The 23,905-nt window shown below is 54.9% G+C and carries 16 protein-coding genes; 14 read left to right on the top strand and 2 right to left on the bottom strand.

Going from position 1 to position 23,905, the window contains the following annotated elements:
• The first annotated feature begins 37 nt into the window (after nt 1-37).
• The 3 genes from dgt (at nt 38) to ACKWMY_RS07055 (ending at nt 4,495) form a co-directional block, all read left to right on the top strand.
• Entirely contained in the window at nt 38-1,555 is a 1,518-nt protein-coding gene (gene dgt, locus ACKWMY_RS07065; protein WP_211136165.1) for a dGTPase, read from the top strand.
• 198 nt (nt 1,556-1,753) lie between these two features.
• Nucleotides 1,754-3,160: a serine endoprotease DegP gene (gene degP / locus ACKWMY_RS07060; protein ID WP_211136174.1), complete on the top strand. Its 1,407-nt coding sequence runs from the start codon at nt 1,754-1,756 to the stop codon at nt 3,158-3,160.
• A gap of 180 nt (nt 3,161-3,340) precedes the next feature.
• The gene (locus ACKWMY_RS07055) at nt 3,341-4,495 is read left to right on the top strand and encodes a CdaR family transcriptional regulator (protein ID WP_074031844.1); all 1,155 of its coding nucleotides are present in this window, start codon (nt 3,341-3,343) and stop codon (nt 4,493-4,495) included.
• A 248-nt stretch (nt 4,496-4,743) separates the two neighbouring features.
• Here ACKWMY_RS07055 and garD read toward each other — a convergent pair whose 3' ends face one another.
• Nucleotides 4,744-6,315, bottom strand: coding sequence for a galactarate dehydratase (gene garD / locus ACKWMY_RS07050; protein ID WP_074031843.1), 1,572 nt, complete (start codon nt 6,313-6,315; stop codon nt 4,744-4,746).
• A 443-nt stretch (nt 6,316-6,758) separates the two neighbouring features.
• Between garD and ACKWMY_RS07045 the strand changes: the two genes are divergently transcribed.
• Genes ACKWMY_RS07045 through garR form a run of 4 tightly spaced genes read left to right on the top strand, consistent with a single transcriptional unit; the run spans nt 6,759 to nt 11,179 of the window.
• Nucleotides 6,759-8,117, top strand: a complete 1,359-nt coding sequence (locus ACKWMY_RS07045; protein ID WP_409486106.1) for an MFS transporter — start codon at nt 6,759-6,761, stop codon at nt 8,115-8,117.
• Between the two features lie 48 nt (nt 8,118-8,165).
• Nucleotides 8,166-9,497, top strand: a complete 1,332-nt coding sequence (gene gudD, locus ACKWMY_RS07040; RefSeq protein WP_409486105.1) for a glucarate dehydratase — start codon at nt 8,166-8,168, stop codon at nt 9,495-9,497.
• A 13-nt stretch (nt 9,498-9,510) separates the two neighbouring features.
• Nucleotides 9,511-10,284 (top strand): 2-dehydro-3-deoxyglucarate aldolase, encoded by a 774-nt coding sequence (garL, locus tag ACKWMY_RS07035; RefSeq protein ID WP_409486104.1) that lies wholly within the window; start codon nt 9,511-9,513, stop codon nt 10,282-10,284.
• Between the two features lie 10 nt (nt 10,285-10,294).
• A complete protein-coding gene (gene garR / locus ACKWMY_RS07030) occupies nt 10,295-11,179 on the top strand; it encodes a 2-hydroxy-3-oxopropionate reductase (RefSeq protein WP_261161909.1) in 885 nt (294 codons plus the stop codon).
• A gap of 81 nt (nt 11,180-11,260) precedes the next feature.
• Here the strand turns inward: garR and barA are convergent, their stop codons facing one another.
• Nucleotides 11,261-13,993: a two-component sensor histidine kinase BarA gene (barA, locus tag ACKWMY_RS07025; protein WP_409486103.1), complete on the bottom strand. Its 2,733-nt coding sequence runs from the start codon at nt 13,991-13,993 to the stop codon at nt 11,261-11,263.
• Nucleotides 13,994-14,060: 67 nt separating this feature from the next.
• Between barA and rlmD the strand changes: the two genes are divergently transcribed.
• From rlmD to ACKWMY_RS06990, 7 genes are all read left to right on the top strand, one after another.
• Nucleotides 14,061-15,398 (top strand): 23S rRNA (uracil(1939)-C(5))-methyltransferase RlmD, encoded by a 1,338-nt coding sequence (gene rlmD, locus ACKWMY_RS07020; RefSeq protein WP_199063150.1) that lies wholly within the window; start codon nt 14,061-14,063, stop codon nt 15,396-15,398.
• A gap of 9 nt (nt 15,399-15,407) precedes the next feature.
• Nucleotides 15,408-17,642, top strand: coding sequence for a GTP diphosphokinase (relA, locus tag ACKWMY_RS07015; RefSeq protein ID WP_074031837.1), 2,235 nt, complete (start codon nt 15,408-15,410; stop codon nt 17,640-17,642).
• A gap of 59 nt (nt 17,643-17,701) precedes the next feature.
• A complete protein-coding gene (gene mazG / locus ACKWMY_RS07010; protein WP_409486102.1) occupies nt 17,702-18,496 on the top strand; it encodes a nucleoside triphosphate pyrophosphohydrolase in 795 nt (264 codons plus the stop codon).
• Between the two features lie 366 nt (nt 18,497-18,862).
• The gene (pyrG, locus tag ACKWMY_RS07005) at nt 18,863-20,500 is read left to right on the top strand and encodes a glutamine hydrolyzing CTP synthase (protein ID WP_024483442.1); all 1,638 of its coding nucleotides are present in this window, start codon (nt 18,863-18,865) and stop codon (nt 20,498-20,500) included.
• Between the two features lie 80 nt (nt 20,501-20,580).
• Nucleotides 20,581-21,876, top strand: a complete 1,296-nt coding sequence (gene eno / locus ACKWMY_RS07000) for a phosphopyruvate hydratase (protein ID WP_024529808.1) — start codon at nt 20,581-20,583, stop codon at nt 21,874-21,876.
• A gap of 628 nt (nt 21,877-22,504) precedes the next feature.
• Nucleotides 22,505-23,038 carry a fimbrial protein gene (locus ACKWMY_RS06995; protein ID WP_024529809.1) on the top strand — a complete coding sequence of 178 codons (534 nt, stop codon included), beginning with the start codon at nt 22,505-22,507 and terminating at the stop codon, nt 23,036-23,038.
• 138 nt (nt 23,039-23,176) lie between these two features.
• A complete protein-coding gene (locus ACKWMY_RS06990) occupies nt 23,177-23,905 on the top strand; it encodes a molecular chaperone (RefSeq protein ID WP_024529810.1) in 729 nt (242 codons plus the stop codon).

Here is a 23,905-nt window from a genome sequence, read left to right as displayed (position 1 = left end):
TTATCACGGAGGGAATGCGCAACGGGAGGAGAAACAGATGTCCGGGATCGACTTTAAGCAGAAGATCAGCTTTCAGCGGCCTTTTAGCAAGCCGATTGAAGCCGAAGAAGAGTACGACATCATTCGCCAGTTCGAGAGCGATCGCGGTCGCATTGTCAATTCTGCGGCGATACGTCGTTTGCAGCAGAAAACGCAGGTGTTTCCGCTGGAGCGTAACGCGGCGGTACGCAGCCGTCTGACCCACTCGATGGAAGTGCAGCAGGTGGGGCGGCATATTGCCAAAGAGATCCTCAACCGCTTCAAACAGGAAAAGCGTATTGATGCGCTCGGCCTGAGCAAGCTGCTCGATCCTTTCGAGAGCATTGTCGAAATGGCCTGCCTGATGCACGACATAGGTAATCCGCCGTTTGGCCATTTCGGCGAATCTGCCATCAACGACTGGTTCCGCCAGCGGCTCGATCCCGCCAGCTGTGGCAGTGAACCGGGTAGCCACGATCGTTGCCAGGTAGAGGTGTTACGCCTGCATGAAGGGGAGAGCGACCTTAACCGGCTGCGCAGCCGTATTCGCCACGACCTCAGCCATTTTGAGGGCAATGCTCAGGCGATCCGTCTGGTCTACACGTTGCTGAAATTGAACCTGACCTATGCCCAGGTAGGCTGCATCCTGAAATATACCCGCCCGGCCTATTGGGCAAGCGATATTCCCGCCAGCCACAGCTATCTGATGAAGAAGCCGGGGTTTTATCTGGCGGAAGAAGCCTTTGTCGATCGCTTGCGGCGCGAATTACATATGGGAGAGTTCGATCGTTTCCCTCTCACCTATATTATGGAAGCCGCCGATGATATTTCTTATTGCGTGGCCGATCTGGAAGACGCGGTAGAAAAGAACATCTTTACCGTGGAGCAGCTGTATCAGCATTTAACCCAGGAATGGGGCGAGATTGCTCCGGGGGATCTGTTTGATAAGACCGTTGCCAGTGCGTTCCGTAAAATTGAGCGCAGCGGAGCGCGCCGCAGTTCAGAAGATCAGTTCTTTATGTACCTGCGGGTATTTACCGTTGCCAAATTGGTTCCCCATGCGGCCCAGCGGTTTATCGATAACCTGGACGCGGTGTATCACGGCCACTTTAACGGAGCCTTGTTGGAGGATGCCAGCCCGGCTTGCCGCCTGCTCGCTATCTTCAAGAATGTTGCGTTCAAGCACGTGTTTAACCACCCGGAAGTGGAGCAGTTGGAACTACAGGGTTACCGGGTGATCAACGGCCTGCTGGACATTTATAGCCCGCTGCTGGCCATGTCGCTGGCCGATTTCAGCCAGTTGGTACGGGAAGACAGCCACCGGGCGTTCCCGATTGAAACGCGGCTGTTTCACAAGCTTTCCACCAAACACCGCCTGGCCTATGTCGAGGCGGTGGAAGGTTTGCAGCATCTTTCGGCCGAGCAGCAGGCTATTCGGGAATATTATTTCCGGGCGCGGTTGTTACAGGATTATATCAGCGGCATGACCGACCTTTATGCCTATGATGAATATCGTCGTTTAATGGCGGCGGAATAAATTCATGAGATAATTCTCGCTTATTTTAGCGAGATAACTCTCAGGCTGGAACATTATTTCGAGTTTTGTAAAGACCGACAATATTTGTTTACTATTAGCCGACCCCAGCATGGGAACTTCAGCTAATCAGCAGGCTCTTACTAAGCACCAAGACCCGGTATTCCTTTTGAACGACTTTTAAGAGACACACAGATGAAGATGAAAAAAACAGCACTGGTTTTAAGCGCCCTGGCTTTGAGTATTGGTTTGGCAATGGGTCCGGTAACTACCGCCAACGCCGCAGAAACGGCTTCTGCCTCTACTAGCGCCCAACCGTTGCCAAGCCTGGCACCGATGTTGGAAAAAGTGATGCCTTCAGTGGTAAGCATTAACGTGGAAGGAAGTGCCACGGTGGATGCGAAAACGGTACAGCAAATGTCGCCGTTCTGCCAGGATGGTTCACCCTTCCAGGGGTCTCCAATGTGCCAAGGTGGCGCACCGGGTGGGCCAACTACCCAGGAAGCCTTTAAAGCACTGGGTTCCGGCGTCATCATCGATGCAGCCAAAGGCTATGTGGTCACCAACAACCACGTGGTAGACAATGCCAGCAAGATCACGGTGCAATTGAGCGATGGTCGTCGTTTTGAAGCCAAGGTGATCGGTAAGGATCCGCGTTCTGATATTGCGTTGATCCAGCTGAAAGACGCCAAAAACCTGTCGGCGATCAAAATGGCCGATTCCGAGCAGCTGCGCGTGGGGGATTATACCGTGGCGATCGGTAACCCGTATGGCCTGGGTGAAACCGTGACCTCCGGGATCGTTTCTGCCTTGGGGCGTAGCGGTTTGAACATTGAAAACTACGAAAACTTTATCCAGACCGATGCGGCGATCAACCGGGGTAACTCCGGCGGTGCGTTGGTTAACCTGAACGGTGAGCTGGTTGGCATTAACACCGCGATCCTGGCGCCGGACGGCGGCAACATCGGTATCGGCTTCGCAATCCCAAGCAACATGGTGAAAAACCTGACCTCGCAAATGGTGGAATATGGCCAGGTGAAACGCGGTGAGTTGGGCATTATGGGGACCGAGCTGAACTCCGAGCTGGCGCAAGCGATGAAAGTGGACGCCCAGCGTGGCGCATTCGTCAGCCAGGTTGTGCCGAAATCCTCTGCTGCCAAGGCTGGTATCAAGGCCGGTGACGTGATTGTCACCATGAACGGTAAAGCCATCTCCAGCTTTGCGTCGTTCCGTGCCGAGATCGGCAGCTTGCCGGTGGGCACCAAGATGGCCTTGGGCATTATCCGCGACGGTAAGCCGGTGACCATTGACGTAACGCTTGAGCAAAGTAGCCAGGAGCAGGTTGATTCCAGCAATATTTACACCGGTATTGAAGGTGCAGAACTGAGCAACAGCACCGACAAAGTGAAAGGTGTGAAGGTTGAGAAAGTGAAACCAGGGAGTGCCGCTGCACGCATCGGCCTGAAAAAAGGCGACGTGATCATGGGTGTGAACCAGCAGCCGATCAACAACCTGGGTGAGCTGCGTAAGGTGCTCGACAGCAAGCCTTCGGTGCTGGCACTGAACATCCAACGTGGCGACTCGACGCTGTATCTGCTGATGCAGTAATAGCTATCCCGTTGTTCTACAAAGGCACGCTGCGGCGTGCCTTTTTTTATGACTAAAAACTGTGAGTTTGAGCACAAACTCGTGCCCGGCTAAAACGCATTTGGGCATCTGCACAATGTGCCCGCAGAGGCTCGTCGGTATGCTGAATGTTGGTTTATCATCCGACGGGGATAAGACGCAATGGCGGAGTATCATCTTGATGCCAAGCTAGCCAGGGAAATTGTCGCTCGCACCATGAAGATTATTGATAGCAATATCAACGTGATGGACGACCGGGGCCGGATTATTGGCAGTGGCGACCCTGAGCGGCTGGGGGAACTGCATGAAGGGGCATTGCTGGTGTTATCGCAGGCCAGAGTGGTCGCTATCGACGATGCGGTTGCTCGCCATTTGCACGGCGTCCGGCCCGGCATTAATCTGCCGTTGCACGTTGACGGGAGTATCGTTGGGGTCATCGGCTTGACCGGCGATCCGGTACAACTGCGGCAGTACGGTGAACTGGTTTGCATGACCGCTGAAATGATGCTGGAGCAGGCGCGTTTGTTGAGTTTGTTGGCACAGGACAGCCGCTTTCGTGAAGAGTTTGTGTTGAACCTGATCCGTACAGAGGAGCTGTCGCCGGCCTTGATGGAATGGGCGCACCGCCTGGGGATAGATCCCAACCAACCCCGCGTAGCGGCGGTAGTGGAGGTGGATAGCGGCCAGTTGGGGGTCGACAGCGCAATGGCCGAGTTGCAGCAGTTACAGGAACTGCTGATACTACCCGAACGTGACAACCTGATTGCCATTGTTTCTCTCAGTGAGATGGTAGTACTTAAACCGGCGCTGAATCACCACGGGCGCTGGGATGCTGAGGCCCATCGGCGGCGGGTGGAGAATCTGCTGGTGCGGATCAATGAAAGCAGCCGTTTGCGAGTGCGTATCGCGCTCGGTAACTATTTCATTGGCCCAGGCAGCCTGGTGCGTTCCTACCGCACTGCGCGTACCACCATGGCCGTTGGCAAGCAGCGCATGCCTGAGCGGTGGGCCTACTATTATCAGGATCTGATGCTACCGGTGTTGCTGGGCAGCCTGCGTAGCGGTTGGCAGGCGGATGAGCTGGCTCGGCCGTTGGAGCGTTTGAAGGCCATGGACGGAAATGGGTTGTTATTGCGTACCTTAAATGCCTGGTTCTTGAATAATGTGCAGCCCACCGCGACCGCCAAGGCACTCTATATTCACCGCAATACGCTGGAATATCGTCTCAATCGCATTTCCGAACTGACCGGTTTGAACCTGGCTAATTTCGATGCTCGCCTGTTGCTGTATGTGGGGTTACAGCTGGATGAAGACTAGCCTAGCTGTACGCAATAGCGTTGCTGGTGGGAGTCATACAGAACGCCGACACGCCGTGAACCCGTCCATGGGGGCTCGCAATCGCGCATCCGTGCGCTCAACGGTCGGCTAACCTGCATGACTCCCGCCAGCCTCAAGCTTCAGTGTCGCGGTATTTACACCCCAGCTAATACGGAGTCGGGAGGCTAAATAGTTGCACGTTCGGCTCCCTCTCCCTGGGGAGAGGGTTAGGGTGAGGGGCGTTGCACTCAAGTAACCGGTGCCGGGTTAAATACCGCCAACGCGTTGAACAAACCCCATCGATCTGACCAGGTTTGCTTGCGGCCGCTGGCGATATCCAGGATCAGTTCAAACAGTTGCCAACCCACCTGCTCAATGCTCGCCTCCCCGGTGGCGATAGTTCCGGCGTTGATATCGATCAGATCGTGCCAGCGTTCAGCCAGCGCGCTGCGCGTTGCCATTTTGATCACTGGCACGGCAGTCAGGCCGTAAGGGGTTCCCCGGCCGGTAGTGAACACTTGCACCGTAATGCCGGAAGCCAACTGCTGCGTGCCGCAAACAAAGTCGCTGGCGGGGGTGGCGGCATAAATCAGCCCACGCTTGCTGGGGCGTTGACCAGGGGAGAGCACTTCGACAATCGCGCTACTGCCAGATTTGGCTATTGAGCCTAATGCCTTTTCCACCACGTTAGCCAAACCGCCTTTCTTATTGCCGGGTGAAGGGTTGGCGCTGCGATCGGTTTGCCCTTGGTTGAGGTAGTCGTCATACCACGCCATCTCCTCCAGTAAGCGCTTGCCAACGTGTTGATCGGCGACCCGTGGGGTTAACAGGTGGATGGCATCACGTACTTCGGTAACTTCAGAAAACATCACGGTTGCCCCGCAGCGTACCAGCAGGTCGGAAGCAAAACCCACCGCCGGGTTGGCCGTCACCCCGGAAAAGGCATCGCTACCACCACATTGCATCCCCACCACCAGCTCTGAGGCTGGCACGGTTTCCCGCTGGCGACGGTTCAGGCGTTGCAGGTGCTGCTCTGCAACGGCCAGAATATCGGCCACCATGGCCTGGAACCCAACGTGCTTCCCATCTTGCAGGCGCACAATCCGGCTTTCATCCACGGTAATGGGTTGGACATCTGGGGTGCCCTGCAGCAGGCGTTCCGGCTGCAACTTCTCGCAGCCGAGCCCTACCACCATCACTTCGCCGCCAAAGTTCGGGTTGAGCGCCAGATTGTGCAGGGTGCGGATAGGGACTACCGCTGCGGGAGCGTTGATGGCGACGCCGCAGCCATAGAGATGATTCAGCCCCACCACGCCGTCGACGTTGGGGTATTTCGCCAGCAGGTCGCGCTCAATGATTTTCACCACATAATCCACCACACCGGCCACGCAGTGCACGCTGGTGGTGATAGCCAACAGGTTCTTGCTGCCAACGCTGCCGTCGGCATTACGGTAGCCTTCAAAGGTATAACCTTCCAGGGGCGGTAATGCCTGGGGCACATTGTTGGCGAGTGGCAGGCTGGCCAACTCGGGCGCCGGGGGAAGCAGCACCAGCGATTCATCAATCCAGCTGCCTCGGCGAATATCCCGTGTGGCAAAGCCAATCACTTCGCCATAGCGCAAAATAGTGCCGTCTTGAGGAATATCTTGCAGCGCAACTTTATGCCCTTGGGGAATAGACTCCAATAATGTCAGACCGCAAGGGAAGCTTGCTCCTTTAGGCAGCCCATGGTCATTAACCACAATGGCGACATTATCTTGCCGATGAACCTGAATATAGCGCGGTAATGCTGTAATACTGCCAACTGCATATTCGGACATAGTGAAACCTCACGTACTCTGATTTATGTACGCCGTGGGTAATAATCGAAAGACTGGCTCAGCAAAAAGCATAACATTCGCTATTGTGCCGGGCATTATGCAAATGACCTAGATTTGGCGTTTTCTAGAGGTCAATCTTTGGCATTGTGCTAATCCGTTGTGAGATAGCTCACGCAACCGTGGGATCCGTGAGCCAGCCCGTGCCCGATTGGGCATACGCCATAAATAAGCCGCCATATTAGCCCTGTTATTGGGTTATTTGCCCGATGAGTCCAGACAGCCGGTTCCCTATACTTTTCTCCACCAAGCGTTAATGCGTTTAAAAATTGCCGATGCCGTATTAATCGAACTGCTCAAAAAAGGCTGCAATTTAATTTAAACCTTTCGTTCTGAGATATTTTTAGCGGTTTTTCAGGATGAATATAGTAATGCAGGAGAGCACCATGTCTACTATCAGCGCTGCCAACAGTGCCATCAAGCGAACCAATAAACGTTACTGGATCGTGGTGATGCTGTTTATCGTCACCTCATTTAACTATGGCGATCGAGCCACGCTTTCCATTGCCGGTACCGCAATGGCTCAGGATATTGGCCTCGATCCGGTTGGAATGGGCTATATCTTTTCGGCGTTTTCCTGGGCCTATGTGATTGGCCAGATCCCCGGTGGCTGGTTATTGGATCGCTTCGGCTCCAAGCGGGTCTACTTCTGGAGCATCTTCATCTGGTCGCTATTTACCTTACTGCAAGGCTTCGTAGATATCTTCAGCGGTTTTGGCATCGTGATAGCGCTGTTCGCCCTGCGCTTCCTGGTCGGCCTGGCAGAAGCACCGTCATTCCCCGGAAACAGCCGGATTGTCGCCGCCTGGTTCCCTGCCCATGAACGTGGCACGGCGGTATCGATCTTCAACTCGGCCCAATACTTTGCCACGGTGATCTTCGCACCGATCATGGGCTGGCTGACGCATGCGGTCGGTTGGTCGCACGTGTTCTTCTTTATGGGCGGGCTGGGCATCATCCTGAGCTTTGTCTGGCTTAAGGTGCTGCACGATCCCAAAGAGCACCCCAGCATCAACCAGGCCGAATTGGACTATATCGAAGCCGGCGGTGCCTTGATCAATATGGACCAGAAGCAGGCCACGCAGGTGAAGATCAAAGGTGAGAAGTGGTTCCAGATCAAACAGCTGCTGCAATCGCGCATGATGATTGGGGTCTATATCGGCCAGTACTGCATCAACGCACTGACCTATTTCTTTATCACCTGGTTCCCGGTGTATCTGGTGCAGGCGCGGGGCATGTCGATCCTCAAGGCCGGCTTTGTCGCCTCGGTTCCTGCCATTTGTGGTTTTGTCGGTGGGGTGCTCGGCGGCGTGATTTCCGACTACCTGATGCGCCGTACCCAGTCGCTGACCTTCGCCCGTAAAACGCCGATCGTGCTGGGCATGCTGTTGTCGATGTCGATGATCTTCTGCAACTACGTTGAAACCGAGTGGATGGTGGTGGGCATCATGGCCGCCGCGTTCTTCGGTAAGGGACTGGGCGCGCTGGGGTGGGCAGTGATGGCAGATACCGCCCCCAAAGAGATCAGCGGCCTGAGCGGTGGCCTGTTCAATATGTTCGGCAATATCTCCGGCATCGTCACGCCGATCGCTATCGGCTACATCATTGGTACCACCGGATCGTTTAACGGCGCGTTGGTCTACGTCGGGATCCATGCGCTGTTGGCGGTGGCCAGCTACCTGTTCATCGTGGGGGATATCAAGCGTATCGAACTGAAACCGATGGCGAAGGCCAGCAGGCAATGACACGGCGGCAAGTTTGGTAATTGAACCCAAAATTTTGAGGACATCTCTATGACTACAGCACCAAAGATTACTGCCATGCAGGTTGTACCGGTGGCCGGTTACGACAGCATGCTGCTCAATCTCAGCGGCGCTCACGCCCCATTCTTCACCCGTAATATCGTGATCTTGCAGGATAACGCCGGTAATACTGGGTTAGGGGAGATCCCTGGAGGCGAGAAAATCCGCCAGACCCTGGAAGAGGCTCAGTCTCTGGTGATTGGCAAAACCCTCGGGGAATACAAGAACGTGATGAACCGGGTGCGTGAACGCTTTGCCGATCGGGATGCCAGCGGGCGCGGCCTGCAAACCTTCGATTTACGTACCACCATCCACGTGGTGACCGGCATTGAAGCGGCGATGCTGGACCTGCTGGGGCAGTTCCTTGATGTGCCGGTAGCCGCCCTGTTGGGGGATGGGCAGCAGCGTGACTCGGTGGAAATGCTCGGTTATCTGTTTTATATCGGCGATCGCAACAAAACGCCGCTGCCTTACCAGAGCCAGCCGAGTGAAGCCTGCGACTGGTATCGCCTGCGTCATGAACAAGCGCTGACGCCGCAAAGCATAGTGCGCCTGGCGGAGGCGGCTTTTGACAAGTATGGCTTCAACGATTTCAAGCTAAAGGGCGGCGTATTGGCGGGCAGCGAAGAGGCCGAGGCCGTCACGGCGCTGGCGCAGCGTTTTCCTCAGGCGCGCATTACGCTCGATCCCAACGGTGCCTGGTCGCTGAAGGAAGCGATCACACTCGGCAAACAGCTGCGTAACGTGCTGGCCTATGCCGAAGATCCTTGTGGGGCAGAGCAGGGCTTCTCTGGGCGGGAAGTGATGGCCGAGTTCCGCCGCGCCACTGGCCTGCCTACCGCGACCAACATGATTGCCACGGACTGGCGGCAGATGGGGCATACGTTGCAGTTGCAGTCGGTAGATATCCCATTGGCGGATCCTCATTTCTGGACCATGCAGGGATCGGTGCGCGTTGCGCAGATGTGCCATGAGTTCGGCCTGACCTGGGGCTCACACTCCAATAACCACTTCGATATCTCGCTGGCGATGTTCACCCATGTGGCCGCAGCGGCACCGGGCAACATTGCGGCGATCGACACCCATTGGATCTGGCAGGAGGGCAACCAACGGCTGACGCGGGAACCGCTGCAGATTATCGGTGGCCGCGTTCAGGTTCCACAACGGCCAGGATTAGGGATCGAGCTGGATCGGGATCGTTTAATGCAGGGTCATGAGCTTTACCAGAAACACGGTCTTGGGGGTCGCGACGATGCGCAGGGTATGCAGTACCTGATCCCTGGTTGGATCTTTGATAACAAACGCCCGTGCCTGGTGCGCTAGTAGAGGATAAATCATGAATAGTTGCCATAACCCTTTTCGCCAATCGTTGCTCGAAGGTGAAACTCTGATCGGCTGCTGGTCCGCGCTTGCCAACCCGATCTCCACCGAAGTCTTGGGGCTGGCCGGTTTCGACTGGCTGGTGCTGGATGGCGAGCATGCGCCGAATGATATTGGCACTTTCGTGCCGCAACTGATGGCGCTGAAGGGCAGTCCTAGCGCCGCAGTGGTACGCCCGCCTTGCAACGAACCGGTGATTATCAAACGCTTGCTGGATATCGGTTTTTACAACTTTCTGATCCCGTTTGTGGAAAGTGCTGAGCAGGCACAGTTGGCGGTAGCGTCGACCCGTTATCCCCCGGCGGGGATCCGTGGGGTCTCTGTGTCGCACCGCAGCAACGGTTATGGCACCGTGCCGGACTATTTCGCCCAGATCAACCAGCAGATAGCGGTGATGGTACAGATCGAAAGCCAACAGGGGGTCGATAACCTGGACGCGATAGCTGGCGTTGAGGGCGTTGACGGCATCTTTGTCGGGCCGGGGGATCTTTCCGCCGCTTTGGGGTATCTCGGCCAGCCAAATCACCCGGAGGTGCAGGCGGTGATCCGTCACATTTTCGAGCGTGCCAGCGCGCACGGTAAAGCTAGCGGCATCTTGGCACCGGCGGAGGCTGATGCTCGCCGTTATCTGGAATGGGGAGCCAGGTTCGTGGCCGTCGGCAGCGATCTTGGCGTATTCCGCACGGCCACGCAGGCTTTGTGCGATCGGTTTAAACAGGGTGTTGAATAAGGAGAGCGGGATGAAAATTGGCTTTATTGGTTTGGGAATTATGGGGAAACCCATGAGCAAAAACCTGCTGCAGGCGGGTTATTCGCTGGTGGTGATGGATCGCAATGCCCAAGCGGTGGCTGAACTGGCCGCACTGGGTGCCGATGTTGCCGCCACGCCAAAGGAGGTGGCCGCACTGAGTGATATCGTGATCACCATGCTGCCCAACTCGCCGCAGGTGCGGGAGGTGGCATTGGGAGAAAATGGCCTGATTGAGGGGGCCAAGGCAGGCTCCGTGCTGATCGACATGAGCTCTATTGCTCCATTGGCAAGCCGTGAAATCAGCGAAGCACTGGCTGCCAAACAGATTGCCATGCTGGATGCTCCGGTGAGCGGCGGTGAGCCTAAAGCGATAGATGCCACATTGTCGGTGATGGTGGGCGGCGATAAAGAGGTGTTTGATCGCTGTTTTGACGTGATGAAAACCATGGCCGGTTCGGTGGTGCACACCGGTGATATTGGCGCTGGCAACGTCACCAAGCTGGCGAATCAGGTGATCGTGGCGCTGAATATAGCGGCCATGTCAGAGGCGCTGGTGCTGGCCACCAAGGCCGGGGTGAACCCAGATCTGGTTTTCCAGGCAATCCGTGGCGGGCTGGCGGGCAGCACGGTGTTGGAAGCCAAGGCTCCGATGGTGATGGATCGCAATTTCAAACCGGGTTTCCGCATTGACTTGCACATCAAGGATCTGGCCAACGCGCTGGATACCTCCCATAGCGTGGGGGCACAGCTTCCGCTTACTGCTGCGGTGATGGAAATGATGCAGGCACTGCGCGCCGATGGTCTGGGCAATGCCGATCACAGCGCACTGGCGTGTTATTACGAAAAGTTGGCCAAGGCAGAAGTCACCCGATAAGGACAGCGAGCTGGCGGAACGCTGGTTAACCCCTCACGCCAACCCTCTCCCACAGGAGGGTTAGCGTGAGGGGCATCAGGCTTACCCCAACTGGAACTTCGCTTCCGTCTCCACCAGCTCAATCTCATCCAACAGCTCCAACCATTCCGGTTCTAAATCACCGTTGCTCACACCCTGACGCAGTTGCTGCTCAAGATAGAAACACAGTTGCTTAAGGCGCGGAACGCCACTGTAGCTGCAACTGCCGTGCAGCTTGTGGATCAGATCGAGAATGGTGTCGTCCTCTTCTCCTTCCAGCACGGCTTTTACCCGATCGCTGACCTGTGGCAGGAACTCGATCAGCATCTGTAACAGATCGCGTGCCAGATCCTCTTTATTGGCGGCTTGGCGTAATGCCAACGGCCAATCCAGCGATAACGGTGGTTCAGCCGGGCCACGCGGCGGGGCTGCCTCAGGTTCAAGTTCGACGGTGTGATATCGTGAGAGCACCCGTGTCAGCATGGCTTCGTCAATCGGCTTGGCCAGATAGTCATCCATGCCAGCCTGTAACAGGTGTTCGCGCTCGCCGCTCACCGCATGGGCGGTAACCGCGACGATCGGTGTGGAGTTGTGATGCGGCATCTGGTGGATCAGCTCACTGGCGCGGATGCCGTCAATGTTCGGCATCTGAATATCCATCAGGATCATATCCAGCACGTTATCACGTGCCAGCACGATGGCCTCCTCACCGCTTTCGCACAGCAGCGTTTTTTCTACCTGTTCGGCCAGCAAGGCACCGATCAGCTTCAGGTTGGCCGGGTTATCATCGACTGCCATCACCGTCAGCGGTAAGCGTTTATGTACCTTTGGTGCATTCTGACGCAGTGGGGCCTCCAGACGCAGTAACGGATACAGGCGATTACTGCTGATCGGTTTGGTCAAGCAACCGATAGCGCCCAGCTTTTTCATTTCTTCGGCATCGATCTGCGACTGGCTAGGCACTGCCAGGATCACTCGATCGGCAAGGCTCAGTGACTCCAGCAGCTTGTCTCGATGCTGGCCGATACCGTCCCGATAAGGGATCGGTACGCCTGCCAGCAGGAAGTCATAATGATTTTTCGGCAATTGCCCCAGAGTTGGCGAATGGGTCACCACCAGATGGGTGGCGCTCAACATATTCAGCGTGGCCTGGGCCGCGGTTGGGTTGGCTTCGATATAGGCCAGGGTTTTACCGCGCAGATCTGGCAGGCTCGGTGGCAACGACAACATGCCTTCGTTGAGATCGATGGTGATGTGGAACCAGAAGGTTGAGCCGCGATTGAGCTGACTGTGGAAGTTGATATCGCCGCCCATCTCTTTCACCAGTTTCTGGGTGATCACCAGGCCCAGACCGGTACCGCCGTGGCGGCGCGAAATGCTGGCATCGGCCTGGCGGAAGGCCTGGAACAGCTGCGATTGCTGGCGTTCAGAAATCCCGATGCCGGTATCGTGGATCTGCACCTCCAGCTCCACTTGGCGTTCCAACTGGTTGCGTAGCTCGACGCGGATATCGATATTGCCGGTTTCGGTAAACTTCACCGCATTGCCGAGCAGATTGGTGATCACTTGCTGTAGCCGCAGTGAATCGCCAATCACCTGCTCTGGCACATCGTTTTGCACATCCAGGGTCAACTCCAGCCCTTTGTCGTGTGCGCTAGGGGCCAGCAATACCAGCACCTCATCCAGCGTTTCACGCAGCGAGAACGGAATGTGTTCCAGGATCAGCTTGCCAGCCTCCAGCTTGGAGAAGTCCAGCACGTCGTTGATGATGGTCAGCAGGTTGTTGGCCGAGCGTTCGATCGTTTGCAGATAGTCGGTCTGGGTGGCGCTCAGGTCGGTTTTCAGCGTCTGGCGGGTAAAGCCGATCACCCCATTGAGCGGGGTACGCAGCTCATGAGACATATTGGCCAGGAATTCCGATTTGATACGGGCGGCTTCCTGCGCGCGCTTCTTCGCAAGATCCAGCTCGACGTTCTGGATTTCCATTTGTTCCAGCGTTTCACGCAGATCGGAGGTGGCCTGGTCGATGTTCTGCTGCATCTCCTCGTGATAGGCGGTCAGCGACATTGCCATCGAGTTGATGCCGTTTTTCAGCATTTGCAGCTCGCCGAGCATAAAGCCTTCCACCCGGCTATCCAACTGGCCGCGGCGGATACGGTCGACGGTGTTGACCATATTGCGGATTGGGCCGGTGACGTCGCGCATCAGACGGTAGGCAAACAGAATGGCAATACACATACACAACAGCAGCAGCAGGGTAGAAACAAACACCTCTTTATATTGCTGTAGGCGCACCGATTGCAGATCCAGCTCGATCGCCACATAGCCGAGATTGCTGTCAGGATGTGCCTCCTCGTTGGTGCTTTCATCCGGAAACTGTGACTCCGACAGGATTGGCGTGCGCAGGATCAGTGAATCGCCGCGCCGGGTCAGCATCATGTCGGTGGGCATTGGCACACCTTTGGGCAATTGCAACTGGGTATAATTGTGATGATAGTTGGAGGTGACAAACAGGTTGTTCTGCGCGTCAAACACGGTGATCGCCCGGACGATATCCGAATGGCGGCGATGCAGCAGACTGACCAGTTGCCGGACCGACTCACGGCTGCGGAAGGTCATGCCATATTCGCTGGCGACGGCCAGAGGTTCGATGATGCTGGCACCGGCATCGACCAATTGCTCCTGCAGCTCGTTGTAGCGGTGCACTACAAAGAAGGTGCTGAGCAGCAGACCGATCAATAAAGTCGGTGCCAGGATCAGGATCATCATGCGCGCGCGCAAGCTGTATTTGGTCATGGGATTCCAATGTGGGAGAATTGGAGGCTAATCTTAAGCTGAATTAACCAACACACAATCAATAATTATGGCGCAATTCTACTCTCCGAAACGCCGCGTGACGACCCGGCAAGCTTCACAAATATTCACGGTAACGGTAACGGACCTCGATCCATTTGGCCAGGGAGTGGCGCGCCATGAAGGCAAAGCGGTATTTGTCCCCGGCGTTTTGCCGGGTGAACAGGCCGAAATCCAGTTGACGCAGGACAAACGACAGTTCGCCAAAGGTAAGCTCAGGCGACTGTTGAATTGCAGCATACAACGTGTTGAGCCGCGCTGCCCACACTTTGGTGTGTGTGGAGGTTGCCAACAGCAACATGTCTCCGAAGAGCTGCAACAGCAAAGCAAGGCGGCAGCGTTGGGGCGGTTGATCTGCCGTGAAACCGGGGTGACGCCGCAACAGGAACCGGTGATTGCCGGGCCACAATATGGCTACCGTCGGCGTGCACGGCTGGGATTACAGTGGCAACCCCAGCAGCACCGTTTGCTGATGGGGTTTCACCAGGCCGCCTCGTCCGATCTGGTGGCGGTGAAGCAGTGCCCGGTATTGGCACCGGAGCTGGAACGGCTGCTGGTGCCGTTGTATCAATGCCTGAACGGCTTGCAGGCCGTGCAGCGTCTGGGCCATGCGGAGCTGGTGTTGGCGGATAACGGACCGGTGCTGGTGTTGCGCCACCTGGATGCGCTCAAGCAGGGCGATCGTCAGGCTTTGCAGCAGTTTGCCCAGCAAAATGGCACCGCCGTTTATTTGGCACCGGATAGCGATCGGCTGGAAAAACTGTGCGGGGAAGCGCCGTATTATCAGGTTGACGGGCTACGCTTAGACTTCAATCCGCGCGATTTTATTCAGGTAAATGATGCGGTAAATCAGCAAATGGTGGCTCAGGCCCTTGAATGGCTCGAGATTGAGCCCAATGATCGCATATTGGATCTGTTTTGTGGCATGGGCAACTTTACCCTGCCGCTGGCCAAGCGGGCCAAGGCGGTGGTCGGGATTGAAGGTGTTGCCACGCTGGTAGCGAATGGGCAATATAATGCCGATAGGAATAGGCTCAGTAATGTCTCCTTTTTCCATGAAAATCTGGAAGATGACGTTGCGCGACAACCATGGGCAGCACAGGGATTTGATAAGGTGATGCTGGATCCAGCCCGCGCAGGTGCGGCTGGAGTGATGTCACATATTGTAAAACTGGCGCCAGAGCGCGTGGTGTATATATCCTGTAACCCCACGACGTTGGCACGCGACAGCAAAGTGTTGCTGGACGCCGGTTATCGTCTTGCGCGTGTGCGAATGTTGGATATGTTCCCGCACACGGGGCATCTTGAATCCATGGCGCTGTTTATCCACGGGTCGCGGAAAAAGTAGGGAGAAGTTATGGTCGCGGTAAGAACTGCACATCTGAATACGGCGGGTGAATTCGCGCTTGATGACTGGATAGCCAGCCTGGGGTTGCCCAACCCGCAGTCAGGTGAGCGATTGGCCGCAACCTGGCGTTACTGTGAACAGCAGACGAAAGACCATCCTGACGCGCCGTTGCTGCTATGGCGTGGCCTGGAAATGGTGGAGATCCTCTCGACCCTCAGCATGGATAACGACAGTATGCGCGCTGCGCTGCTGTTCCCGCTGGTGGACGCGGCGATCGTTCCTGAAGCCACCCTGACCGAAGAGTTCGGTGCCGGCATTACCTCCCTGGTGCACGGCGTACGCGATATGGACGCCATCCGCCAACTGAAAGCCACCCACAACGACTCGATGGGCTCCGAGCAGGTCGATAACGTGCGCCGCATGCTGCTGGCGATGGTGGAAGATTTCCGCTGCGTGGTGATCAAGCTGGCAGAGCGCATTGCCCACCTGCGTGAAGTGAAGGATGCGCCGGAAGACGAACGCGTGCTGGCGGCCAAAGAGTGTTCCAATATTTACGCCCCGCTGGCTAACCGCCTGGGGATCGGCCAGTTGAAGTGGGAACTGGAAGATTTCTGTTTCCGCTATCTGCATCCCGATGAATACAAACGCATTGCCAAGCTGCTGCATGAACGGCGTATCGATCGCGAGCAGTTTATTGATGACTTTGTGGCTTCATTGCATAGCGCGATGGAAATCGAAGGCATCAAGGCGGAGATTTATGGCCGCCCGAAACACATTTACAGCATCTGGCGCAAGATGCAGAAGAAATCGCTGGCGTTCGACGAGTTGTTCGACGTGCGTGCGGTGCGCGTAGTGGTGGAGCGCCTGCAGGATTGCTATGCGGCATTGGGCATCGTCCATACCCATTTCCGCCATCTGCCGGATGAGTTTGACGACTACGTCGCCAACCCGAAACCGAACGGCTATCAGTCGATCCATACCGTGGTGCTCGGGCCGCGTGGCAAAACGCTGGAGATCCAGATCCGCACCCGCCAGATGCACGAAGATGCCGAACTGGGCGTCGCCGCACACTGGAAATACAAAGAAGGCGCGGTGGTTACGGCGCGTTCCGGCTATGAAGAACGCATTGCCTGGCTGCGTAAGCTGATTGCCTGGCAGGAAGAGATGGCGGACTCGGGCGAAATGCTCGACGAAGTGCGCAGCCAGGTGTTCGACGATCGCGTCTACGTGTTTACGCCGAAGGGGGACGTGGTGGATCTGCCAGCCGGCTCCACGCCGCTGGACTTTGCTTACCATATCCACAGCGACGTCGGCCACCGTTGTATCGGTGCCAAGATTGGCGGCCGTATCGTGCCGTTTACCTACCAGTTGCAGATGGGCGATCAGATTGAAATCATCACCCAGAAGCAACCGAACCCCAGCCGCGACTGGCTGAACCCTAACCTGGGCTATGTTACCACCAGCCGTGGGCGCTCCAAGATCCACAACTGGTTCCGCAAGCAGGATCGCGATAAAAACATCCTGGCCGGGCGGCAGATGCTGGACAACGAGCTGGAACACCTCGGTATCAGCCTGCGGGAAGCCGAAAAGCTGCTGATCCCACGTTATAACGTCAACTCGTTGGATGAAGTGTTGGCGGGCATTGGCGGCGGCGATATCCGTCTCAACCAGATGGTCAACTTCCTGCAGGGCAAGCTCAACAAGCCTAGCGCCGAGGAGCAGGATCGCGAAGCGTTACGCCAACTGACCCAGCAGAAAGCCCCGGCAACCTCAGCCCGCAGCAAAGATAATGGCCGTGTGGTGGTCGAAGGCGTCGGCAATCTGATGCACCACATTGCCCGCTGCTGCCAGCCGATCCCGGGTGACGACATTGTCGGCTTTATCACCCAGGGGCGCGGGATCTCGATCCACCGTGCGGATTGCGATCAACTGGCGGAGCTACAGTCTCACGCGCCGGAACGTATCGTGGATGCGGTCTGGGGGGAAAGCTACTCCAGCGGTTATTCGCTGGTGGTGCGCGTCGTGGCCAACGATCGCAGCGGTTTGCTGCGAGATATCACCACTATCCTGGCCAACGAGAAGGTCAACGTATTGGGTGTCGCCAGCCGCAGCGACACCAAAAAGCAGCTGGCCACCATCGATATGGACATCGAAATCTATAACCAGGTGGTGCTGGGGCGCGTGCTGGCCAAACTCAATCAACTGCCCGACGTCATCGATGCCAAACGCCTGCACGGCGCTTGATTTTTCTTTTTTGCTTAAGGGCTCAGCATGCTGGGCCCTTAATTATTCAGAGACTCAACATGACCCAATCAACACCACTGCAACGCCTGCTAACCATTATGAAAACCCTGCGCGATCCGCAGGTGGGTTGCCCGTGGGATCGTAAGCAGACCTTCGCCACCATCGCGCCTTACACCCTGGAGGAAACTTACGAAGTGCTGGACGCCATTGAGCGCCAGGACTATGCCGAGCTGCGTGATGAACTGGGCGATCTGCTGTTCCAGGTGGTGTTTTATGCCCAGATGGGGCAGGAACAGGGGCTGTTTGACTTCGACCAGGTGTGCAACGCCATCAGCGACAAGCTGGAACGCCGTCACCCGCATATCTTCGGCGAGGCAGAGGCAGCAGACAGCGCGGCGGTTTCCGCTCGCTGGGAGCAGTTGAAGGCCGGTGAACGGGCAGATAAAGCGCTGCACTCGGCGCTGGATGATATTCCCAACGCCTTACCGGCGCTGATGAAGGCTCATAAAATCCAAAAGCGCTGTGCCGCGGTCGGCTTCGACTGGAACACCTTGGGGCCGGTCGTAGGCAAAGTGTATGAAGAGCTGGATGAAGTGATGCACGAAGCTCAGCAAGCGGTGGTGGACGAGCAGAAGCTGGAAGAGGAAATTGGCGATCTGCTGTTTGCCACGGTCAATCTTTCTCGCCATCTGGGGCATAAAGCGGAAAAGGCGTTGCAGGTGGCCAACCGCAAGTTTGAACGCCGCTTCCGCCAAGTGGAGGACATCGTGCAAAGCCGCGGTCTGACAATGCAGGAAGCCACATTGGAGCAGATGGAAGAGGCCTGGCAGCAGGTAAAACGCCTGGAAAACTAATTGCTCATCGCGTTGTCCTAACTGTGTCGCTTGTTTGATCGGCGACAATATTTACCCAAGCTGAAACGGTTAAGCTCAGGGTTGTGGATTGCTGAATCTGGTTTAACCGGCAGAAAAGCTCAACAAACTGAAATCTAAGGTGTTTTATTGCATCCAAAGTCGGTTTGTACGCAGTTTTTTACGCTAACTTATTGTTTCTAAAAGGCTCTGAAACAGGGACCGAATGATTAAACCGGGATGAACTCACGAGGGTGGTTGAGATGATGGCAGGTAAAACGATCGTTTGTAGGTCAAGAGAGGTTCGGGTATACTACTTTCCCGTCTTGGTTCTTCCATCGTCTTTAAACCTAAACTCTCAGGTTCAGCATGACAACTAACTATATTTTTGTAACCGGCGGGGTCGTATCCTCTCTGGGTAAAGGCATTGCCGCAGCCTCCTTGGCGGCTATTCTTGAAGCCCGTGGCCTCAACGTTACCATCATGAAACTGGACCCGTACATCAACGTGGATCCGGGCACCATGAGCCCGATTCAGCATGGGGAAGTTTTCGTCACCGAAGACGGGGCAGAAACCGATCTGGATCTGGGTCACTACGAGCGCTTCATCCGTACCAAAATGACGCGTCGTAACAACTTCACCACCGGGCGTATCTACTCCGATGTGCTGCGCAAAGAGCGCCGTGGCGACTACTTGGGTGCCACCGTACAGGTGATCCCACACATCACCAACGCCATTAAAGAACGCATTATCGAAGGCGGCGAAGGCCACGATGTGGTGCTGGTCGAGATCGGCGGCACCGTCGGCGATATCGAATCCCTGCCGTTCCTGGAAGCCATTCGTCAGATGGCCGTCGAAGTGGGCCGTGAGCACACTCTGTACATGCATTTGACGCTGGTGCCATATCTGGCTGCCGCGGGTGAAGTGAAAACCAAACCTACCCAGCATTCGGTAAAAGAGCTGCTTTCCATCGGTATTCAGCCAGATGTGCTGATCTGCCGTTCCGATCGCGCAGTTCCTGCTAATGAACGCGCAAAAATCGCTCTTTTCTGTAACGTACCGGAAAAAGCGGTTATCTCCCTGAAAGACGTTGATTCCATTTATAAAATCCCAGGCCTCTTGAAATCTCAGGGCTTGGATGATTATATTTGTAAACGATTCAGCCTGACACCACCGGAAGCCAATCTGGGTGAGTGGGAGCAGGTGATCTACGAAGAAGCCAATCCAGGCGGCGAAGTGACCATCGGGATGGTCGGCAAATATGTCGAACTGCCAGATGCTTACAAGTCGGTGATCGAAGCGCTCAAACACGGCGGGCTGAAAAACCGTCTGACCGTCAACATCAAGCTGATCGATTCGCAGGATGTTGAAACCCGCGGCGTTGAAGTGCTGAAAGATCTGGATGCAATCCTGATCCCTGGCGGCTTTGGCTACCGTGGCGTGGAAGGCAAGGTGATGACCGCACGCTACGCGCGTGAAAACAAAATTCCTTATCTGGGCATTTGCCTGGGTATGCAGGTGGCGTTGATGGAGTTTGCGCGCAACGTAGCGGGTATGGAAAATGCTAACTCCACCGAATTTGTGCCAGACTGTAAGTACCCGGTTGTCGCATTGATCACCGAGTGGCGTGACGAAGACGGCAACGTCGAAGTCCGTACCGAAGAAAGCGATCTGGGCGGCACGATGCGCGTCGGTGGCCAGCAATGCCACCTGACCGACAACAGCCTGGTGCGCAAGATGTACGGCGAGCCAACCATCGTGGAACGTCACCGTCACCGTTACGAAGTCAACAACATGCTGTTGAAGCCGATCGAAGCCGCGGGTATGCGTGTAGCGGGTCGTTCTGCGGATAACAAGCTGGTTGAGATTATTGAATTACCTGATCATCCGTGGTTTGTGGCCTGTCAGTTCCATCCGGAATTTACGTCGACGCCGCGTGATGGACATCCGTTGTTCGCTGGCTTTGTCAAGGCGGCTGGTGAGCATCAGAAGCGTCAGGTGAAATAAGAGTTTTAGTAAGCAACGCGCGGCCAAAACCGCGCGTTGTTTGTCTGGAGTTTTAGTTTAACTTGTCTGAGGAAAACCTAATGTCCAAAATCATTAAAGTCATCGGTCGTGAAATCATCGACTCACGCGGCAACCCAACTGTTGAAGCCGAAGTTCATCTGGAAGGCGGTTTCGTCGGTCTGGCTGCAGCGCCGTCAGGTGCTTCTACCGGTTCCCGTGAAGCACTGGAACTGCGTGACGGTGACAAGTCTCGTTTCCTGGGTAAAGGCGTACTGAAAGCCGTTGCCGCAGTAAATGGCCCAATCGCTCAGGCGGTTGTGGGTAAAGATGCCAAAGACCAGGCTAACATCGACAAGATCATGATCGAGTTGGACGGTACCGAGAACAAATCCCAGTTTGGTGCTAACGCCATCCTGGCTGTCTCTCTGGCTGCTGCCAAGGCCGCCGCTGCCTCTAAAGGTATGCCGCTGTATGAGCACATCGCTGAACTGAACGGCACTCCAGGCAAATTCTCTATGCCATTGCCTATGATGAACATCATCAACGGTGGTGAGCACGCAGACAACAACGTCGACATTCAAGAATTCATGATCCAGCCTGTTGGCGCTAAAACCCTGAAAGAAGCCGTGCGTATGGGTTCTGAAGTGTTCCACACCCTGGCTAAAGTGCTGAAGTCTAAAGGCATGGGCACTTCTGTTGGTGACGAAGGTGGCTACGCGCCAAACCTGGGTTCTAACGCCGAAGCGCTGGCTGTTATCGCTGAAGCGGTAAAAGCGGCAGGTTATGAGCTGGGTAAAGACATTACTCTGGCTATGGACTGTGCAGCGTCTGAATTCTACAAAGACGGCAAATATGTTCTGGCCGGCGAAGGCAACAAAGCCTTCACTTCTGAAGAGTTCACTCACTTCCTGGAAGACCTGACCAAGCAATACCCAATTGTGTCTATCGAAGACGGCCTGGACGAATCTGACTGGGATGGTTTCGCATACCAGACCAAAGTGCTGGGCGACAAAATCCAGCTGGTGGGCGACGACCTGTTCGTGACCAACACCAAGATCCTGAAAGAAGGCATCGAGAAGGGCATCGCTAACTCCATCCTGATCAAATTCAACCAGATCGGTTCTCTGACCGAAACTCTGGCTGCAATCAAGATGGCGAAAGACGCAGGTTACACTGCGGTGATCTCTCACCGTTCAGGTGAAACCGAAGATGCTACCATCGCTGACTTGGCGGTAGGTACTGCGGCTGGCCAGATCAAAACCGGCTCTATGAGCCGTTCTGACCGCGTTGCTAAATACAACCAACTGATCCGTATCGAAGAAGCGCTGGGCAACCGCGCGCCGTTCAATGGCCTGAAAGAAGTTAAAGGTCAGTAATATTACGGTTTGATTCGTTACCGAATCAGTAAGCAAACGGAGAGTGCCGTAAAGGTACTCTCCGTTTTTTTATGCCTGCGTGAAATAGATTTACCCCTCTGCAACCTGGGCGAAATAATGGGGTTGAGATTTTACTTAGGCTTAAAAAATTATTTCTGCGCTAATTGTCCTGTTTTTTTGGGAGTATTTTTCTGCCTGATGACGCAAGTTTTGACATCAGTCTGGTCACTTAATAATCAATAATGGCCAGGTAATGATATTAAATTATTAAAATGTTAGGAATAATCCTAACTTCAGGTAATACCCCTAAAAAGACCTATATGTTTCAAAATGTTTCATATGATAACAAAATAATTCTTTTGTGTTTTTAACTTATTGATATTTATTGGGTTAATTTTTCAATAATGCCGATTTAATAAGTGTTACCAAATGTAAGTTCAATCTATTATCTACGATTGCTACGAAAAAATAGTTGTTAAGAAAAATCTTGGTTTGCTAGAATAATCTCACATGTCCACAGGGCGTCTGAGAAAGACAGTGTGACATGTCTATTTTTAGTGAGTTTAAGCCAGTAAATAATTACTGCCAGGACTGCTTTATTGGAAAAAGTAAATTAAAAGGATTTCTTATGAAAATCAAAATGATCTCTCTCGCTTTAATTGCATTCTCTAGCGCCTCCATGGCAGATTCAGCCAATACAGTGCAATTCAAGGGTGAAGTTAGTACCCAAACCTGCTCGGTTAATATTAACGGCAATGAAGCCAACCCTGTGGTGTTACTGCAGACGGTTGCGGCCAGCTCGCTCGCTACCAAAGGTGCTACCGCTGGGGAAACGACCTTTACCGTTAACGTAACCGGTTGTACTACCGCGGCCAGCGACACCTCCATCAAAACGGTGTTTGTGGGGAATAACACGACCACCAATGGCAATCTGGGTAACACCGGTGATGCAACCAAGGTTTCTATTCAACTGCTGGATAGCGATGCCACCACGCCATTGAGCTTTGCTACGGGTTCAACGGCCACCACCAGCGCAATGACGCTGGCAACCGGCGCGACATCAACGTCGCAAGAACTGGTTGCCCGTTATTATGCCGAAGAGGCTGGGGTGACTGCAGGTTCAGTGATCGCCACTGCACAATATGCGATTACGTATAAATAACACTCTGCCGCTCTAGGTTGTTTCCGCCACCGGGCTCAAGCCTGATGGTAGGAAATAACCTGTTATCCATAATAACGCCAGCACTGTCCGAAACCTTAAGGGGTGCTGGGTTATTAGTCTTGTTGACTGGTCTCTCTTATGGCGTATACCACACGTACCTTTTCTTGTTGGGCGGCATTGCTGTTCAGCCTGACATTGCTGATTGTCGATAGCGCAGCTGCCAGCGTCACCATGCTGGGCAACCGGGTGATCTACCCCGCTCAGGCGCGCGAAAAGACGCTGCAGTTTACCAACGATGATGCTGCCCCGGCGCTGATCCAGGTCTGGCTTGATATCGATAATGACAAGTCGACGCCGGAAACGGCCGATGCCCCTTTTATCGCATCGCCACAGATTTTCCGGATGAATGCCCATAGCGGGCAAATGGTAAGGCTGATGTACACCGGGAAAGGCTTACCGACTGACCGCGAATCCCTGTTTCACCTTAACTTCCTCCAGGTGCCAGCCGTCAAACAAAGCGAAACGGATAAAAACAAGTTGGTGCTGTTGGTCAGCAATCGGCTGAAGGTGTTCTATCGGCCCGAAGGGCTGCCGGGAGAGGGTAATCAGGCAGGCAAACAGTTGCGTATCCAGCGTAATGGCAATGCACTCCAGGTCAGTAATCCTACGCCTTATTACGTCAGCATCAGCTATGCCAAAAGCGGCAATAAAAACCTGCATATTGAACCGGCCGATATGATCGCGCCTTTTTCGCAGGTGAGTTGGCCGCTAGGTTCGGCGTTCCCTAAAGGGAAACTGAAAGTGGTGCTCGGCGTTATGAATGACTATGGGGTAGAGGTTCCCGTAACGCTAGAGACGCTGCACTAA

Source organism: Serratia sp. J2, assembly GCF_046269175.1.
GTDB classification, from domain to species: domain Bacteria; phylum Pseudomonadota; class Gammaproteobacteria; order Enterobacterales; family Enterobacteriaceae; genus Chania; species Chania fonticola_C.
The sequence above is the reverse complement of the archived record's forward strand: the minus strand, read 5'-3'. Positions and strand labels throughout refer to the sequence as shown.

What these genes read in the sequence shown, in the direction of transcription:
- dgt (WP_211136165.1), top strand. Translation starts at nt 38, where the DNA reads ATGTCCGGGATCGACTTTAAGCAGAAGATCAGCTTTCAGCGGCCTTTT.
- degP (WP_211136174.1), top strand. Translation starts at nt 1,754, where the DNA reads ATGAAAAAAACAGCACTGGTTTTAAGCGCCCTGGCTTTGAGTATTGGT.
- ACKWMY_RS07055 (WP_074031844.1), top strand. Translation starts at nt 3,341, where the DNA reads ATGGCGGAGTATCATCTTGATGCCAAGCTAGCCAGGGAAATTGTCGCT.
- garD (WP_074031843.1), bottom strand. Translation starts at nt 6,315, where the DNA reads ATGTCCGAATATGCAGTTGGCAGTATTACAGCATTACCGCGCTATATT.
- ACKWMY_RS07045 (WP_409486106.1), top strand. Translation starts at nt 6,759, where the DNA reads ATGTCTACTATCAGCGCTGCCAACAGTGCCATCAAGCGAACCAATAAA.
- gudD (WP_409486105.1), top strand. Translation starts at nt 8,166, where the DNA reads ATGACTACAGCACCAAAGATTACTGCCATGCAGGTTGTACCGGTGGCC.
- garL (WP_409486104.1), top strand. Translation starts at nt 9,511, where the DNA reads ATGAATAGTTGCCATAACCCTTTTCGCCAATCGTTGCTCGAAGGTGAA.
- garR (WP_261161909.1), top strand. Translation starts at nt 10,295, where the DNA reads ATGAAAATTGGCTTTATTGGTTTGGGAATTATGGGGAAACCCATGAGC.
- barA (WP_409486103.1), bottom strand. Translation starts at nt 13,993, where the DNA reads ATGACCAAATACAGCTTGCGCGCGCGCATGATGATCCTGATCCTGGCA.
- rlmD (WP_199063150.1), top strand. Translation starts at nt 14,061, where the DNA reads ATGGCGCAATTCTACTCTCCGAAACGCCGCGTGACGACCCGGCAAGCT.
- relA (WP_074031837.1), top strand. Translation starts at nt 15,408, where the DNA reads ATGGTCGCGGTAAGAACTGCACATCTGAATACGGCGGGTGAATTCGCG.
- mazG (WP_409486102.1), top strand. Translation starts at nt 17,702, where the DNA reads ATGACCCAATCAACACCACTGCAACGCCTGCTAACCATTATGAAAACC.
- pyrG (WP_024483442.1), top strand. Translation starts at nt 18,863, where the DNA reads ATGACAACTAACTATATTTTTGTAACCGGCGGGGTCGTATCCTCTCTG.
- eno (WP_024529808.1), top strand. Translation starts at nt 20,581, where the DNA reads ATGTCCAAAATCATTAAAGTCATCGGTCGTGAAATCATCGACTCACGC.
- ACKWMY_RS06995 (WP_024529809.1), top strand. Translation starts at nt 22,505, where the DNA reads ATGAAAATCAAAATGATCTCTCTCGCTTTAATTGCATTCTCTAGCGCC.
- ACKWMY_RS06990 (WP_024529810.1), top strand. Translation starts at nt 23,177, where the DNA reads ATGGCGTATACCACACGTACCTTTTCTTGTTGGGCGGCATTGCTGTTC.